This window comes from Methylobacterium sp. Leaf125, from assembly GCF_001423085.1.
GTDB lineage: Bacteria > Pseudomonadota > Alphaproteobacteria > Rhizobiales > Beijerinckiaceae > Methylobacterium.
Genome location: NZ_LMNU01000003.1, coordinates 18,293 through 34,465, shown reverse-complemented (window position 1 = coordinate 34,465; position 16,173 = coordinate 18,293). Strand labels below are relative to the sequence as shown.

At 70.4% G+C, this 16,173-nt stretch carries 13 protein-coding genes; 8 read left to right on the top strand and 5 right to left on the bottom strand.

Translation table 11 applies throughout. The features are described from left to right. Positions 1 to 64 precede the first annotated feature (64 nt). The 4 genes from ASF58_RS06680 to ASF58_RS06665 all read right to left on the bottom strand — a co-directional run bounded on the left by ASF58_RS06680 (position 65) and on the right by ASF58_RS06665 (position 3,926). Positions 65 to 703, bottom strand: a complete 639-nt coding sequence (locus ASF58_RS06680; protein ID WP_055949368.1) for a glutathione S-transferase family protein — start codon at positions 701 to 703, stop codon at positions 65 to 67. A 189-nt stretch (positions 704 to 892) separates the two neighbouring features. Then, a complete protein-coding gene (gene ilvN / locus ASF58_RS06675) occupies positions 893 to 1,435 on the bottom strand; it encodes an acetolactate synthase small subunit (RefSeq protein ID WP_055949365.1) in 543 nt (180 codons plus the stop codon). 117 nt (positions 1,436 to 1,552) lie between these two features. Then, positions 1,553 to 3,328, bottom strand: coding sequence for an acetolactate synthase 3 large subunit (locus ASF58_RS06670; RefSeq protein ID WP_055949362.1), 1,776 nt, complete (start codon positions 3,326 to 3,328; stop codon positions 1,553 to 1,555). Positions 3,329 to 3,653: 325 nt separating this feature from the next. Beyond that, on the bottom strand, positions 3,654 to 3,926 hold the full coding sequence (locus tag ASF58_RS06665) for a PepSY domain-containing protein (protein WP_055949359.1): 273 nt from the start codon (positions 3,924 to 3,926) through the stop codon (positions 3,654 to 3,656). Between the two features lie 193 nt (positions 3,927 to 4,119). Here ASF58_RS06665 and ASF58_RS06660 point away from each other — a divergent pair, with 193 nt between their 5' ends. The 8 genes from ASF58_RS06660 (at position 4,120) to ASF58_RS06625 (ending at position 15,481) form a co-directional block, all read left to right on the top strand. After that, complete coding sequence (locus ASF58_RS06660) at positions 4,120 to 4,623, top strand: chemotaxis protein CheW (RefSeq protein ID WP_055949582.1); 504 nt, start codon at positions 4,120 to 4,122, stop codon at positions 4,621 to 4,623. A 28-nt stretch (positions 4,624 to 4,651) separates the two neighbouring features. Beyond that, positions 4,652 to 6,145 (top strand): protein-glutamate O-methyltransferase CheR, encoded by a 1,494-nt coding sequence (locus tag ASF58_RS06655; RefSeq protein ID WP_055949579.1) that lies wholly within the window; start codon positions 4,652 to 4,654, stop codon positions 6,143 to 6,145. Beyond that, positions 6,142 to 6,690, top strand: coding sequence for a chemotaxis protein CheW (locus ASF58_RS06650; RefSeq protein WP_055949356.1), 549 nt, complete (start codon positions 6,142 to 6,144; stop codon positions 6,688 to 6,690). Before ASF58_RS06655 ends, ASF58_RS06650 begins: the two co-directional genes overlap by 4 nt. 121 nt (positions 6,691 to 6,811) lie before the next feature. Further along, on the top strand, positions 6,812 to 8,482 hold the full coding sequence (locus tag ASF58_RS06645) for a methyl-accepting chemotaxis protein (RefSeq protein WP_055949353.1): 1,671 nt from the start codon (positions 6,812 to 6,814) through the stop codon (positions 8,480 to 8,482). A 120-nt stretch (positions 8,483 to 8,602) separates the two neighbouring features. Continuing rightward, entirely contained in the window at positions 8,603 to 10,822 is a 2,220-nt protein-coding gene (locus ASF58_RS06640) for a response regulator (protein ID WP_055949350.1), read from the top strand. 53 nt (positions 10,823 to 10,875) lie between these two features. Next, entirely contained in the window at positions 10,876 to 11,919 is a 1,044-nt protein-coding gene (cheB, locus tag ASF58_RS06635; RefSeq protein WP_055949348.1) for a chemotaxis-specific protein-glutamate methyltransferase CheB, read from the top strand. After that, a complete protein-coding gene (locus ASF58_RS06630) occupies positions 11,916 to 13,622 on the top strand; it encodes a response regulator (RefSeq protein ID WP_055949345.1) in 1,707 nt (568 codons plus the stop codon). The genes cheB and ASF58_RS06630 overlap by 4 nt, the downstream gene beginning before the upstream one ends. A 2-nt stretch (positions 13,623 to 13,624) precedes the next feature. Beyond that, on the top strand, positions 13,625 to 15,481 hold the full coding sequence (locus ASF58_RS06625; RefSeq protein ID WP_055949342.1) for a response regulator: 1,857 nt from the start codon (positions 13,625 to 13,627) through the stop codon (positions 15,479 to 15,481). Positions 15,482 to 15,586: 105 nt separating this feature from the next. Here ASF58_RS06625 and rplQ read toward each other — a convergent pair whose 3' ends face one another. Beyond that, entirely contained in the window at positions 15,587 to 15,997 is a 411-nt protein-coding gene (rplQ, locus tag ASF58_RS06620; protein WP_055949338.1) for a 50S ribosomal protein L17, read from the bottom strand. Positions 15,998 to 16,173: the final 176 nt, after the last annotated feature.

Below are 16,173 nucleotides of genomic sequence, written 5' to 3'. Positions count from 1 at the left end.
CGTACGGTACGCGGTTCCGTAAGCCGATTCGGTCACCTGAGCAAGGGGCGCGCCTCGCCGAACCTTACGCGGGCAGTTTGAGGCCTTCGCGGGCGAAGACCGACTGCACGGCGGGGCGCGCGGCCATGGCCCGGGCATGGGCCGTCCAGGCGGGGAAGCGCTCGGCCATGTCGAAGCCCAGCGCCGGACCCCGACCCCAGGTCCAGAACAGCAGAAGATAGGGATCCGCGACGCTGTAGGTCTCACCGAGAGCCCAGCCGCCGTTGGAGAGCTTGACCTCGGTCATCGTGAACAGGTCGCCGCAGGTCTCGGCCCCCTTGGCCTGGATGCCGGGGAAGGCCGATTCGTCGTTCGTGTAGCGTTCGGCCCGGCGGATATGCGCGTAGGCGATGTGGTGGCCCGTGGAGAGCCAGCCGAGCCATTCGTCGACCCGTGCCTGGTCGCGCGGATCCTGCGGCCAGAGGCCGGCTCCAGGGTGCATCCGCGCGATGTGGCGCAGGATCGCGGTGTTCTCGGTGAGCACCCAATCGCCCTCTACGAGGGCCGGTACGCGGCCGCGCTCGTTGACGGCGAGGTAGCCGGGCGCCCGCTGGTCGCCCTTGGCAAGGTCGAGCCGCACCGTCTCGTAGGGCGCGCCGGTCTCCTCGAGGGCGATGTGGGAGGCGAGCGAGCAGGCGCCCGGAGCGTAGTAGAGAATGGTCATAGAAGCTCCGGGTCGTTGCAGGTGATGCCGATCGGGGTCGCGAACGTCCCGGGGCCTTGGGACAGGGCGAAGTTCGGTACCGAGGCGATCGGCGGGACAAAGCGCCCGTCCTCCGATCCCGTTCGGGCCCTGTCCGCACGCTTCCGCTTCGGCGCAGACCGCCGTCTGGCGGCGGTCTGCAGCCGGGATTTACATCGGCTCGGCGCCGCGTCCCATCGCGGCGATGCCGGTGCGGGAGATCTCCACGAGGCCGATCACCGTCATCAGGCTGATGAAGCGATCGATCTCCTCGGTGGTGCCGGTGACTTCGAACACGAAGGAGTTCAGGGTCGCATCCAGGGTCTTGGCGCCGAAGGCCGCCGCGAGGGTCAGCGATTCGGTGCGGTGCTCCCCGGTGCCCGCCACCTTGACGAGACAGAGTTCGCGCTCGAGGGCCTTGCCCTGGAGCGTGAGGTCGACGACCCGATGCACAGGCACGAGGCGGTCGAGCTGCGCCTTGATCTGCTGAATCACCGCGTCGGTTCCGGCGGTGACGATGGTGATGCGGGAGAGGTGGCGCGCCACCTCGGTCTCCGACACGGTCAGGCTCTCGATGTTGTAGCCCCGTCCCGAGAACATGCCCGAGATCCGGGCGAGCACGCCGGGCTCGTTATCGACGATGACGGCCAGGGTGTGCCGGTTGATCGGCTCGACCCGGCCGGCATCGGGATAGTGCGTGTTCATGGCGTTCATGGTGTGCCCCGGATCTTCGTCTGCGATGGCGTGTCGTGGGTGGCCCGGCGGGGCCGATCGGAGAGGGACCGGGCGCGGCCGCGCCCGGTCCGAATGTGTCAGGATGGGTCCGGAGGCTCAGACCAGCATCTTGCCCTCTTCCGAGATGACGTCACCGATCTCGACCCCGGTCTCGCCGAGGTAGTCGGACAGCAGCATCTCGTTGTGCGCCTTGCCCGACGGGATCATCGGGAAGCAGTTCTCCTTCTTGTCGACGACGCAGTCGAAGACGACGGGGCCGTCATAGTCGAGCATCTCGGCGATCGCGGCGTCGAGGTCGCCCGGCTTCTCGCAGCGGATGCCCTTGGCGCCGTAGGCTTCGGCCAGCTTCACGAAGTCCGGCAGGCTCTCGGAGTAGCTCTGCGAGTAGCGCGAGCCATGCAACAGCTCCTGCCACTGGCGCACCATGCCCATGTACTCGTTGTTCAGGATGAAGATCTTGACCGGGAGGCGGTACTGAACCGCGGTGGACAGCTCCTGCATGTTCATCAGGATCGAAGCCTCGCCGGCGATGTCGATGACGAGCCCGTCCGGGTGGGCGAGCTGCGTTCCGATGGCCGCCGGCAGGCCGTAGCCCATGGTGCCGAGGCCGCCGGAGGTCATCCAGCGATTCGGCTCGTCGAACTTGAAGTACTGCGCCGCCCACATCTGGTGCTGGCCGACCTCGGTGGTGACGTAGGTTTCGCGGTCCTTGCAGGCCTCGTAGAGGCGCTGGACGGCGTATTGCGGCTTGATGATCGTGCCCGACGGCCAGTAGGCGAGGCAGTCGCGCGCCTTCCAGGTGCGGATCTTGGTCCACCAATCCTCCATGCGGGCCTTGTCCGGCTGGCGCGGCAGCGCCGTCCAGGCAGACAGCATGTCCTCGAGCACCGAGCCGCAATCGCCGACGATCCCGACATCGACCTTGACGACCTTGTTGATCGAGGACGCATCGATATCGATGTGGATCTTCTTCGAGAACGGCGCGAAGGCGTCGAGGCGGCCGGTGATGCGGTCGTCGAAGCGCGCACCGATGCAGACCATGACGTCGCACTCATGCATCGCCAGGTTCGCCTCGTACGTCCCGTGCATGCCGAGCATGCCGAGGAACTTCTCGTCCGAGGCCGGGAAGGCGCCCAGGCCCATCAGGGTCGAGGTCACGGGGAAGCCGGTCTCGGCGGCGAGCTTGCGCAGCAGGGCCGAGGCGTGCGGACCGGCATTGATGACGCCGCCGCCGGTGTAGAGGATCGGCCGACGGGCCGAGGCCATCAGCTCGACGGCCGCCTGGATCTGGGCCGCATCGCCCTTGAAAGCCGGCTTGTAGGTCTTGTGGCCGTTCTGGGTGGGGCGCTCGTAGACGCCGGACGCGAACTGCACGTCCTTCGGCAGGTCGATGACGACCGGGCCGGGTCGGCCGTTCGCGGCGACGTAGAACGCCTCGTGCAGGATGCGCGGCAGGTCGTCGATCGATTTGACCAGATAGTTGTGCTTCGTGCAGTGGCGCGTGATGCCGACCGTGTCGCACTCCTGGAAGGCGTCCGTGCCGATCAGGTGCGTGGGAACCTGGCCGGTGATGCAGACCAGCGGGATCGAATCGAGCAGCGCGTCGGTCAGGCCGGTGATGATGTTGGTGGCGCCGGGGCCCGAGGTGACCAGGACGCAGCCGACCTTGCCGGATGAGCGCGCATAGCCCTCGGCCGCATGGACGGCGCCCTGCTCATGGCGCACCAGGATGTGCTTGAGAGTCTCCTGGTGGAAGAGCGCGTCGTAGATCGGCAGCACCGCGCCGCCGGGATACCCGAACAGCGTGTCGACACCCTGATCCTGAAACGCCCGGATGACCATTTCGGCCCCGGTCATGACCTCGCCGCCCATCGTCCTGCTCCTTGAAACTCTGTGTGCTGTACGTGTCGTCCGGCGCGTCGCGGCAATAAAAAAGGGCCCCGAGGGACCCTGCATGCGCCACCATTCGGATCGCGGACCCTGCTGTCAGGTCCGCCCCGTCGGTGGCGCTTCCGTTACGATAAGGATGGCACGCATCGCGTCTTCGTCCGCCTCGTTCGTCCGCCCGACAGGGCGAATCGAAAATCGTGAGGGGTGTCTTACCGAAGGCGGCGACACCGGTCAACGCCGAGACGCACGATCTTGCCGGTACAGGCGTCGCACATCCCCAGACGACAGGCGCCGGACGCGGACCGAATTACTCGACCGGAACTTCCCCCAGAATGGCGCCGGTCTTCGGGTCCGCATCAAATCGCATGCGTCGTCCGTCCTTGATCCCCTCGCCGTCCCAGTGGCCGTCATCGGCTTCGAGCTTGGTGATCTCGCTGTAGCCTGCGCTCTTCAGGGCCTGCTTCGTCTGGGCCGGCGTGAGCCAATCGGCCCCCGGAACCTCCGCCCGCGCCATTCCGGAAACTGCCAGAAGGACGATGGTCAGGGCAGCGGCACGGCGGGGATGGGCGGTTCGGGGCATGCGAAGACTCCTGAGGCAGGACGGCCCCGTGGGCGCAGGCGCGCGGGGTTCGCTGAAGTTAGGGCGAATGGCCGGCGCCGCGAGGGCGCGACCTCGGTCGGGGCACGGATTCGTGTTTGCCCCGCGCGGCATCGCCGTCCTATCACATGCGAGGTCCGGGATCGGATCACGCCCGATTCCGCCCGTGAGGACCCTGCCCCTGTCCGAAACCAGCGCTTTCCTCCTCTTGGACGTGGCGGGCGTCGCCTGCGCGCTTGCGCGGACGTCGGTGAGCGAGGTGCTGCCGCTGCCGGACCTGCACGCCCCGCCGGCCGGGGGTGGGCCGCTTGCGGGGTTCCTCAATCTCGGGGGCAGCCCGGTGCCCGTGGTTGACCTTGCCCGGCTTCTCGGTCTGAGCACGAACGCCGCGCGTCGGGATGCCGGCGACGCCTACCAGCACATTCTCCTCGATGCGCCGCGGGGCACCGGCTTCCTGGTCGACCGTGTCGCGGACCTGATCACCGTCGAGGACGCGGCGCTGCGTCCGGTCGCGGCCGAGCGGACGCTTAACGGCTGCGTCGTCGCCGAGATCGCCCGGGATGACGGGCTGGTTCACGTGCTCGGCCTGGCACACCTTCTGTCGGCGGAGGAACGGGCGCGCCTGTCGGCCCTGACCGATGCGGCCGCCGAGCGCCTCGCCGCCCTATCGGCCGCCTGACCCGGCCGGCACCCGCCATGCAGCACCCATGACGCGTCCGCCGCGCTCCGGCCCAGAGGTCGATCCGGGCTTTCCGGCCCTTAAGGCCCGGATCATCGCCCGCACCGGTCACCATTACTACGCCGACAAGGACGACCTCCTGTTCGACCGCCTGCGCAAGCGCTTCCGCGCGCTCGGGCTCGCGGATGCGACGGCCTACGCCGCCTGCCTCGACGACCGCCTGACCGGCGGCCCGGAATGGGCCGCGCTGGAGGCCGAGATCACCATCGGCGAAACCTTTTTCTTCCGCTACGCCGAGCAGTTCGCGGCCCTGCGCACCACCATCCTGCCCGCGCTGATCGCCGCCCGCGCCTCCGAGCGCACCCTGCGGGTCTGGAGCGCCGGCTGCTCTACCGGGGCCGAGCCCTACTCGATCGCCATCCTGCTGCACGAACTCCTGGGAACCGCCCTGCCGGAGTGGCGGATCGCGATCCTGGGCACCGACATCAGCACGGCCGCCCTCGAGACCGCGCGGGCGGGGATCTATGGTCGCTGGGCCCTCCGGACCCTGCCCCCCGGCGAGCGCCTGCGCTACTTCGTGCCGGGCCCGGCCGTCGCGGGGCCGGGCCGCGACGGTACCTATGCCCTGCGGCTGGAATTCCGCCGGATGGTGCGCTTCGAGCGGCGCAACCTGATGGACCTTCTCGACGTCCGTGCCGCCCCGCCCGTGGCGGAGTTCGACCTTATCCTCTGTCGCAACGTGCTCATCTACTTCGAGGCCGAGATCGTCCTAGGAATCGTGCGCGCCCTCGGCCGGCGCCTGACGCCCGAGGGCTGGCTCCTGATCGGGCATGCCGAGCCGAACCCGGCCATCGCGGCGATGCTGGAGCCCGTGAACCTGCCCGGAACCGTCGCCTATCGGCCACGGGGCGCCAGCCCCCCGGTCCCTCCGCCGACGCCCTGGATCCCGGAATTCATTCCCGAACCCATCCCGGTCGCTCCGCCGGTGCCCGTCTTCGAGGGGCCGGAGGCGGCCGAGCGCGACGCGTCCAAATCCACCCTGGTGGACTCCACCCTGACCGACGTCCTCGCGCCGCACGGCGCGGATGCTGTCGAGCCCCCGGACGATACGGTCCGGCCGGACGATCTGACCCGCATCCGAGCCCTGGCCGATGCGGGCGAGACCGCGGAGGCCTGGCGGGCGATTCGGGCGGCGATCCGCACGGCGCCGACCGATCCCGTGCTGCACTACTATGACGGCCTCCTCGCCCACAGCCTCGGGCGCGAGGCCGAGGCCGAGCGGGCCTGGCGGGGCGCGCTCTACCTCGACCGCACTTTCGTGATGGCGCATTACCAGCTCGGCCTGCTGATGATCGGCCTCGGACGGCGGGCCGACGCGGCGCGGGCCCTCGACAACGCCATCCGTCTGGCCCAATCCCTGGCGCCGGATGCGGTGGTGGCCGAGGGCGACGGGCTCGGCCCGCACGAGATCGCGCGCAGCGCCGCCCTTGCCCGTGCCGGCGTGACAGGAGAAGGGCCGTGACGCAGACTTGGGCCGAAGCCTCCGCCGCGCGCACGCAGGCCCTGCGTGCCGAGCGCTCCCGCCTGCTGGCGAGGCGTGGACGGGGAACGGCGGAGACGGCCGGACCGACGCGGGCCTATCTCGTCTGTGCCTGTGGCAACGACCGCTTCGCCCTTGCCCTCGCCCAGGTGGCACAGGTGCTGCCCGCCCGGCCGGTGACCCCCCTGCCCGGCGCCCCAGCGGCGATCCTCGGACTCATCGCCATCTCCGGCCGCGTCGTCAGCCTGATCGCCCTCGCCCAAGCCCTCGGACGCGCCGCCGCGGCGGCCAGCGACGAGGGCCACGTCGTCCTGCTGCGGGGCGCGGGCGTACCGGTGGCGCTCGCCGTCGATCGCGTGCTCGGTGTGGCCGACATCGCCGAGACGACGGACGTTCCGGCCCTGTCCGAGGCGGGTTTGAGCCCGGAGGCGGTTTCGGGCTATGCCCCGCCCGGTGCCGGACCGGATGGGGAACCCGGGTTCGTCGTCGTCGATCTGCCGCGCCTCCTGCGGCGGTACCTGCCGTGACTGTGTCTGCCGTGAGCGTTTCTGCCTCGCCGCCGCTCGGGCGGTGAGACGACTCGAACTGCCGAGGCCCGGGGTGCCCTGACCCGCGTCTCGGTCGATTTCCCGGAGCCTGGAGCCCCTCGTGTCGATCTCGATCGGAAAACGCATCCTCCTCGGCTTCGTCGCCATCACCATCGTCATCGTGGCGCTTGGCTTCTACGCCCTCGGGCAGATCGGCGTGGTGCGCGACACGACCGACGGCATCGTCACCCGCGACCTCACGGTGGCGCGCCAGCTCGACGATCTCGCCAACAAGGCCCGGGACATGGGCCTCCAGCGCCGCAACGCCATCATCGCGCTGCTGATGCGGGCGCGGGGCGGCCCGGAGCGGGATGACGGTTCGGCCTCCTGGCGCCGGTCCGCCACCGAGGCCGAGGCGATCCTTGCCGAACTCGTGCGCGCGACGGACGGCTACCGGGCCCGGTCGGTCTCGGAGGAGCGCAGCCTCGCTTGGCGCAAGGTGAATGCCATCGCCATCGAGGCCGTGGGCGAACTGCGCGAGTTGCGCAGCGCGAGCGAGGCGCAACTCGCCTTGATCGCCGCCAAGGACGTGGAGGGTGTCGAGGCCCGCAACGACGCGCTGAACCGAAGCCAGGACATGTTCCTCAGCGACATCGAGCGCACCCGCAGCGCCCTCGACGAGGGTATCGCCGCCGGCCAGCGCGGCGTCGCCGATCTCTACGAGCGCAGCCGCCTCTCCATCCTGCTCACGCTGGGTGCCTGCATCGTTCTCAGCATCCTCATCACCCTGCTGATCAGCCGGGCCGTGGTACGACCCCTCGAGGAGGTGATGGCCTTCGCGGAGCGGGTCGGCGAGGGCGACCTCTCGGGGACCCTCGAGGCGCGGGGCAAGGACGAGATCGGTCGTCTCGGGCGCACCCTGAACCGCATGGTGGCCGGCCTCGCCGACCTCGCCCGGACCAACCGGGCCGCGACCTCCGACCTCAACGCGGCGGCGGCCGAGATCCGCGCCTCCGCCCAGGAGCAGGCCGCCAGCGTCGAGGAGCAGTTCGCCGCCGTGCAGGAGACCGCCGCCACGGTCGACGAGATCACGCATTCCGGTGCGCAGATCGGCAAGCGGGCCGGCGAGGTCATCGCCACCGCCCAGTCGACGGCCCAGACCTCCCGGGCCGGCCTGCGCGCCGTGGCCGACACCGCCCGGGCGATGGACTCGATCCGCGAGCAGGCCGAGGCGGTGGCCGGCAACATCGTCGCCCTCTCCGAGAAGACCCAGGCGATCGGCGACATCATCACCACCGTCAACGACATCTCGGAGCGCACCCATCTCCTGGCGCTGAACGCCGCCATCGAGGCGGCAGCGGCCGGTGAGAGTGGGCGCAGCTTCGCGGTGGTCGCCTCGGAGATGAAGCTCCTGGCCGACCAGGCCAAGGCGGCCACCGGGCAGGTCCGGACGATCCTCGGCGAGATCCAGCGCGGCATCAACACCTCGGTCATGCTCACCGAGGAGGCGGTCAAGCGCGCCGCCACGGGCAAGGCCCGCTCCGACACCACCCAGCGGACCATCGAGGAGATTACCGCCCGGGTCGAGGAGAGCGTCCAGACCTTCCAGCAGATCGTCGCCTCGACGAACCAGCAGCAGCTCGGCATCGAGCAGGTGATGGGCGCCCTCCAGAACATTCGCCAGGCGAGCCAGCAGACGGCGGCCGGTACCCGGGAGGTCGAGGCGGCCTCCGCCAATCTCACCGAACTCGCCCAGGCGCTGATGACGCTCGCCGAGCGCTACCGGCACTGAGAGGAACCCCGCGTTTCCGGGCGCTCCGGTCTCGCAGGGGATGCATGATGCACGAATGGCTTCGCGCGAGTTCCGGACGTTCGGACTTCGCCGTAACCCAGGGGCGGCCTTAGGCGACGGATGGACATTCGCCAGCTTCTACTCGCGGCGTTCGAGGTCGAGCACCGCGAGCACATCGATGCGATCCGCGCCGCCCTCGGGGGCGAGGACGGCGAGCACGTGCCCGATTGGAACGACGTCTTCCGGCGGGCGCACAGCCTGAAGGGCGCCTCCCGGGCCGTCGACCTGCCGGCGGTGGAGGCCGTCGCCCATCGCCTGGAGACCCTGTTCGAGCGCGTGGTGGCGCAGGAGGTCGGGCTCTCGCAGACCGCCACAGCCGCCGTCCACCTTGCCCTCGACCGGATCGAGGCCTACGTCGCCGGGCTGACCGATGGGATAGGCCCGGACATGCCCGCCGATGCCCTCGCGGCCCTGGATCGCGCCCTCGATCCGAGCGCGGCCACGCCACCCGAGTCGGATCGGGAGCTGGCCCAGGCCCCGGCCGCCGAGCCTGCCGCGCCCACCGCTCCGGCTCCGAAATCCGCACCGCCCGAGACGCCCACCGACGTCGCCCAGACGCTCCTGCGGGTGCCCGCGGACGCCGTCGAAGCGCTGACACGGGCCACGCACGAACTGACCAGTGCCCTCGGGGGCGAGGCCGTTCTGGCTGACGGTATCGCCCGCCTGGGTCGCCGGGCCGCCGATCTTGCCCGTCTCGCCGAGCGCCGGCGCGGTGCCCGCGGATCGGAGCCGGACCTCGATGCGCGGGCCCTGGAGACCGGGCTCCTCGCCCTGGCGCGCGATGCCGCGGACCTTGCGCGGGTTCGCAGCGCCCTCGCGTCTTCCATCGAGGGCGCCATGACGCGGGTCGCCGGCGAGGCCGAGCGCTTGGCCCTGGTCCCGGCGGAGACCGCGTTCGGGGGATTCGCGCGGGCCCTGCGCGACCATGCGCGCGAGGCTGACCGCGCCATCACGGTGACCGCGCGCGGCCTCGACCTGCCGGTCGATCGCGGGATGCTCCAGGTCCTCAAGGACCCGGTCCTGCACGCCCTGCGCAATGCCCTGAGTCATGGGGCCGAACCCCCCGAGACGCGCCGGCGCCTCGGCAAGACCGATGCCCTGGCGATCGGCCTCGACGTCGAGGTCCAGGGGGGGCGCCTGGTCGTCCGGGTCCACGATGACGGACGTGGGCCTGACCTCGCCGCGATCGCCGAAACCGCCCGGCGCCGGGGCCTGCTCGCGGCCGATGCCGATCCCGGGCCGGAAGCGCTGCTCGCCCTGGTCTTCGAGCCCGGCTTCTCCACCGCCTCCGCCGTCGACACCCTCTCGGGACGCGGCATCGGTCTCTCGGTGGTGGCGGACGCGGCGCGCCGGCTCGGCGGCACGGTTCGCCTCCTGCCGCGGAGCCCCTACGGGACTGAGCTCGTCATGGCGCTGCCGCTCTCGGCGGCTCGCCGGGCGATGCTCCTCGTCCGGGCGGGCGGGATGACCTACGCGCTCCCGAGCGCTTCGGCCGAGCGCCTGCTGCGCCTGGAGCGCGGTGACCTCGCGCAGGTCATGGGTCGCACCGTTGCGCGGGTGGAGATCGGCGGAGACCCCGTCAGCGTGCCGGTGCTGGACCTGGCAGGCCTTCTCGGGCTGCCGGCCCGCGCAGAGGAGGCCGACGCCACCTGCCCGGCGATCCTTCTCCGTGGCAACGGGCGCCGTTGTGTCCTCGCCGTCGACGCGTTGTCCGATGTGACCACCCTGCGGGTGTTGCCGGCCCCACCGATCGGGACCGATCCGCGGTTGATCACCGGAACCGTGATCCTGCCGGGGGACCGGCCCGCTCTCGTCCTTGATGCCGAGGGGCTGGTCGCACGGGCGGGCGAGGCCGGCTCGGCCGCGGCACCGCAACCCACAGGCAGCCGCGGAACGATCGCGCAGGCGCCACGTTCGACGATCCTCGTGGTGGACGATTCCATCACCACGCGAACCTTGGAGAAGGGTATCTTGGAGGCGGCAGGATACCGCGTCGTCGTCTGTGTCGACGGCCAGGATGCGCTCGACCGCCTGCGGGCGGGCATCGAACCGGTGGATCTTGTCGTCGCCGACGTGGAGATGCCACGTCTCGACGGCTTCGGATTGCTGAAGGCCCTGCGCGCCGAGGAGGCCTTCGCACAGCTGCCGATCATCCTGATGACCTCGCGCGGCGATGCCGAGGACGTGGCCCGCGGCCTCGACCTCGGAGCGGACGCCTATCTCACGAAGCAGACCTTCGACCAGCGCAAGCTCCTCGACACCATCGGGCAATTGCTGTGACCGGACACGAGCGGGACGGAACGACGCCGGGGGTGCCCGCGCGGGTGCGGGTGATGCTGGTCGAGGATTCCCTCGTGGTGCGCCAGCTGCTGATCCATATCGTCGGCCGGGATCCGCGACTGGAAGTCGTGGCGGCCGTGGCCTCCGGCGAGGAGGCTCTGGCGACGATCGGCCAGGTCCGCCCGGACGTCGTCTCGATGGATATCCGTTTGCCGGGAATCGATGGCCTGGAGACGACGCGGCGGATCATGGCCGAGCGCCCGACCCCGATCGTGGTCATCGCCGACGCGATCGAGGATTCCTCTCTGCGCATCTCAATGAACGCCCTGCGAGCCGGGGCGCTTTCGGTGGTAGAGAAGCCGGTGGCCACCACCAATGCCGGCTACGACGCCGCTGCCAGCGAGATCTGCACGCAGCTGCGCATCATGGCCGCCGTGCCGGTGATCCGGCGCCGGCCGATCGGCTCGGAATGGGCCGGTCGCGTCGCTGCGCCGCCGCCGTTGGCCGCCGCCCTCAAGGTGCCCGAATCCGCCAGCGTCCTGGCCATCGCCGCATCGACCGGTGGGCCGCCTGCCCTCGCTCGGGTCATTGGAGCGCTGCCGGCAAGTTTCCCCATTCCGGTCCTGGTCGTCCAACACATGGGTCCCGCCTTCATGGAGGGGTTCGCCACTTGGCTGAACGGGGTCGTCGGGCTGCCGGTCTCCGTGGCCCGCGAGGGTGAGCGGGCCGAGGCTGGCCGCGTCTACGTGGCGCCGGGGGACCGGCACCTGGAGCTCGGCGGCGGCGGCCACCTGCGCATCACCGATGTCGCTCCCGTGGGTGGCCAGCGACCGGCCGCCACCGCATTGTTCCGCTCGGTCGCCCGGTATGCCGGGGCCCGCGGCATCGGCGTCCTGCTCACCGGGATGGGCGAGGACGGAGCCCTCGGCCTCCTCGACATGCGCCGGGCCGGAGGGCTCACCGTCGCCGAGGACGAGAGCACCGCAGTGGTGTTCGGCATGCCGGCGGCCGCGATCCGCCTCGCGGCCGCCGGGACCGTGCTGCCCCTGGACCGGATCGCCGCCCATCTCGCCCGCGTCGCGGAGGCCGCGCCGTGACCGAGGCCATCCCGCCCCGCCTCCTCCTCGTCGAGGATTCCGAGACCCAGGCCCTGGAACTGCGGCTGCTGCTCGAGTCGAAGGGCTTCGCGGTCGAGCGCTGCGCCACCGCCGAGGCGGCCCTCGACCATCTCAACACCCGCCTGCCCGATCTCGTGGTGGCGGACCATCATCTTCCCGGCATGAACGGTGATGAGTTCGCCCGCCAGCTCCGGCTCTCGCTCCGCACCCGCGCGCTCCCCCTCCTGATGCTCACCGGCGCCCGCGACGGCGAGCGCCAGGGCCTGGAGAGCGGCGCCGATGCCTACGTGGCGAAATCCGCCGATCGCGACCTCCTCGTGCTGCGCATCCGGGCTCTCCTGCGCGAGCGCATGGGCGGCAGCGACGGGCCCGGCGTCTCCGCCTTCCGCCGGGGGCGGGTCCTCGTGGTCGATGCCAGCGCCACCTACCGGACTTTCCTCGCCGGGCTCCTCGCCCACGAGGGGCAGGAGGTCACCACCGCGGACAGCCACGCGGCCGCCATCGCGGCTCTGGAGGCAGAGGGCGCTGCCTTCGACTGCGTGACGATCGACCTCCTCGCCACGACCTATGACGGCCTCGCCCTCTGCCGGGCGATCAGCGACCACCGCAATGCCGGACTGGCGGGCCGGGAGGCCGGCGCCCCCACCTTTCAGGTGGTCGGCATCGCCGGCTCCAACCCGGCCAAGGACTTCCTGGTGGAGGCCTTCGCCGCGGGCGCCGATGACGTGGTCTCGAAATCCGACGGCGAAATCCTGGTGATGCGGGTGCGCAGCCTGGTGCGCCGCAAGCTCTTGGAAGAGGACAATCGCCGCATCGCGGGCGAATTCGGCGCCCGTGAGCGGGCCCTGGAGCGGGCCCGGGCCGAGGCCGAGGCGGCGGAGGCACGTGCCGCCCTGGCTGGGGCCCTGGAGCAGGCCAACGCGGACCTCGCCACCGCCAACCGCAAGCTCACCGACGCGCAGGCCAAGCTCGTCCAGGCGGCCAAGATGGCCTCCCTCGGCGAACTGGTGGCTGGCATCGCCCACGAGATCAACAACCCCCTCGCCTTCATCCTCGCCCACCAGGGCACGGTGGAGCGCATCCTCGGCGAGGTCGCGGCGGCGCCGGATTCGCCCGACAGCCCGCGCCGGCTCAAGAAGTGCGGTGACCGGGTCGGGGCCATGCGCATGGGCCTGACTCGCATCCAGGACCTCGTCCTCAACCTGCGCAAGTTCTCCCGCCTCGACGAGGGCGAGCGCACCCTGGTCCACGTGCCCGAGGCGATCGAGACGGTGCTCGCCTTGATCCAGCACAAGCTCGGCGACCGAATCGCGGTGCTGCGGGATTTCTCGGGCCGGCCGGAGATCCATTGCACGCCCGCCCTCCTGAACCAGGTCGTCATGAACATCCTCGGCAATGCCGCGGACGCGATGCCCGAATCCGGCACCATCACCATCGAGACCCGCGGCCTCCCCGACACCGACCTCATCCGGATCAGCGACACCGGCCCCGGCATCCCCGAGACGCTGCGCGAGAAGATCTTCGAGCCGTTCTTCACCACGAAACCCGTCGGGTCCGGCACAGGCCTCGGCCTCGCGATTGCCTACAGTGTCGTGCAGGCGCATAGCGGCACGCTCAGCGTCGAGGCCGCTCCCGGAGGTGGGGCCTGTTTCGTCATCGGCATCCCACGGCAGACGGGTTGAGCATGTCACAGGGCACGATCCTCGCCGTCGACGACGAACCCGACATCCTCATCGCCCTCGAGGACCTCTTCGAGGACCAGTACCGCGTTCTCACCACGACGAAGCCGGCCGAGGCGCTGCAGATCCTGGCCGGCAACCCGGACATCGCCGTGATCCTCTCGGATCAGCGCATGCCGGGCATGACTGGCGACGCCATGCTGGCCGAGGCACGCAAGGTTCACGACGCCCAGGCCATCCTGCTCACCGGCTACGCCGACATGAGCGCGGTGGTGGCGGCCCTGAACCAGGGCGGCATTACCGGCTACGCCACCAAGCCCTGGGATGCGAACCTGCTGCGCAACACCGTGCGCCAAGCCTTCGAGCGGCATCAGCTCGGACGGGACCTCTCGACGGAGCGGGCGCTGCTGCGCGGCCTCCTGGACAATGCCGAGGATGCGATCTCCTTCAAGGATGCGGAGGGGCGCTTCGTGCGCCTCAACGCCCGCAAGGCCGCGGGTCTCGGTGGAGACGTCGCCGGCTGCCTCGGACGCACCGAGGATGCGATCCTGGGCGACGGCGCGGCCATCGGCAGTGCGGATGCCGCCGTGATCGCCGCCGGCGAGCCGAGCGACAGTCTGGTCGCCGAGGGGGCGACCGGAGCCGAGCGCTGGCGCCACGTGACCCGCGTGCCGATCCGCGACGCGGCGGGCGAGATCACCCACCTTGCCACCATCGAGCGCGACGTCACCGACCAGAAGTCCCTGGAGGCGCGCCTTCGGCAGTCGGACAAGATGCAGGCGTTGGGGACCCTGGCCGGCGGCATCGCCCACGACTTCAACAACCTGCTGATGGCGATCCTCGGCAGCCTCGAACTCGTGGCGCCGAAGGTCGCCGACCAGCCACGGGTCCAGCGCCTCGTCGGCAACGCGATGCAGGCGGCCCAGCGCGGCGCCTCCCTGACCAAGCGCCTCCTCAGCTTCAGCCGCTCCCGCGACCTGCGCCCCCGCGCCGTCGACGTGAACGGACTCATCACCGGGATGCATGATCTGCTGGCGGGCAGCCTCGGCGGTCTCGTCACCGTCGAGACGACCCTCGCCCCCGAGGCACCGGCCGCCTGCGTCGATCCGGACCAACTCGAACTCGCGATCCTCAACCTCTGCATCAATGCCCGCGACGCCATGCCGGAAGGTGGCCGCATCGTCGTCGCAACCCGCAGCTTCGCGCTGGACGACGATCCGGACTTGCCGACCGGCGCCTATTTGTCCGTCGAGATCAGCGATGCAGGCAGTGGCATCGCCCCGGAGATCCTCACGCGGGTCTGCGAGCCATTCTTCACCACCAAGGCGGTGGGCCAGGGGACGGGCCTCGGCCTCGCCATGGTCTTCGGCCTCGCCCAGCAATCCCACGGGCGGCTGCGCATCGAGAGTGCACCGGGTGAAGGCACCCGCGTTCAGATCATCTTACCGCGGGTCGAAGCCACAGATCTCGACGAGGTCGCGGTGCCGGGCGCCGCGCTGCCCGCCGCCCGAGCGGCGCGCATCCTTGTCGTCGACGACGACCCGGAGGTCCGGCACGTGACGGCCTCGTTCCTGTCGAGCTTCGGCTACAGCGAGCGCGAGGCCAGCGACGGCTCCACCGCCCTGTCGCTGATGGAACAGGGGACCTTCGACCTCGTCGTCGCCGATCTGGCGATGCCGGGCATGACCGGCGTGGAGTTCGCCGAGATCGTGCGTGCGCGCTGGTCCGACGTGCCCGTGCTGATCGTCACCGGCCATGCCGAGGCGATCCCGATCCCGCCTGACCTCCCGGTGCTGCGCAAGCCCTTCGAATCCGCTGATCTTGCAGCGGAAGTCTCGCGACTCCTCGACCGGGCTGCCTGACGCGGCGGACATGGCAGCGGGAGATCGCTTTGGAGAGGGCTCACTCCGGCCAACAAAAAAGGCGGCCCGGAGGCCGCCCTCTTCATCGTCGGACGGAGGCGAGGCTTACGCCGCGTCGTCCACCAACACGGGGCCGGAATCCTTACCGCGCGCGTCGACGTCACGGTCGACGAACTCGATGACCGCCAGGGGGGCGTTGTCGCCGTAGCGGAAGCCGGCCTTCATGATGCGGCAGTAGCCGCCCGGACGGGTGTTGTAGCGCGGGCCGATCACGGCGAAGAGCTTGCGGACCATGGCCTCGTCGCGGATCTGCGACATGGCGAGGCGGCGGGCGTGCAGGCTGTCGGTCTTGCCGAGGGTGATCAGCTTCTCGATGACCGGACGCAGATCCTTGGCCTTCGGCAGGGTGGTGACGATCTGCTCGTGCTTGATCAGCGCGGCCGACATGTTCGCGAACATCGCCTTGCGGTGCTCGGTGGTGCGGTTGAAACGACGACCGCGAAATCCATGACGCATGATGGCTATCCTTGGTTGATGGCCGCCGTGCCACGGTACGGCCAAGCGCCCCTCCGAAATGGTCTTCGGGGCTGTTCATTCCGCATGACCCCGCGGCGGGATTCGTTCTGGGCGTCCGCGTCGCGCGGACCCCCCGCAATGCCAGCCGGACGCGGCAACGGCACGAGGCCATCGCC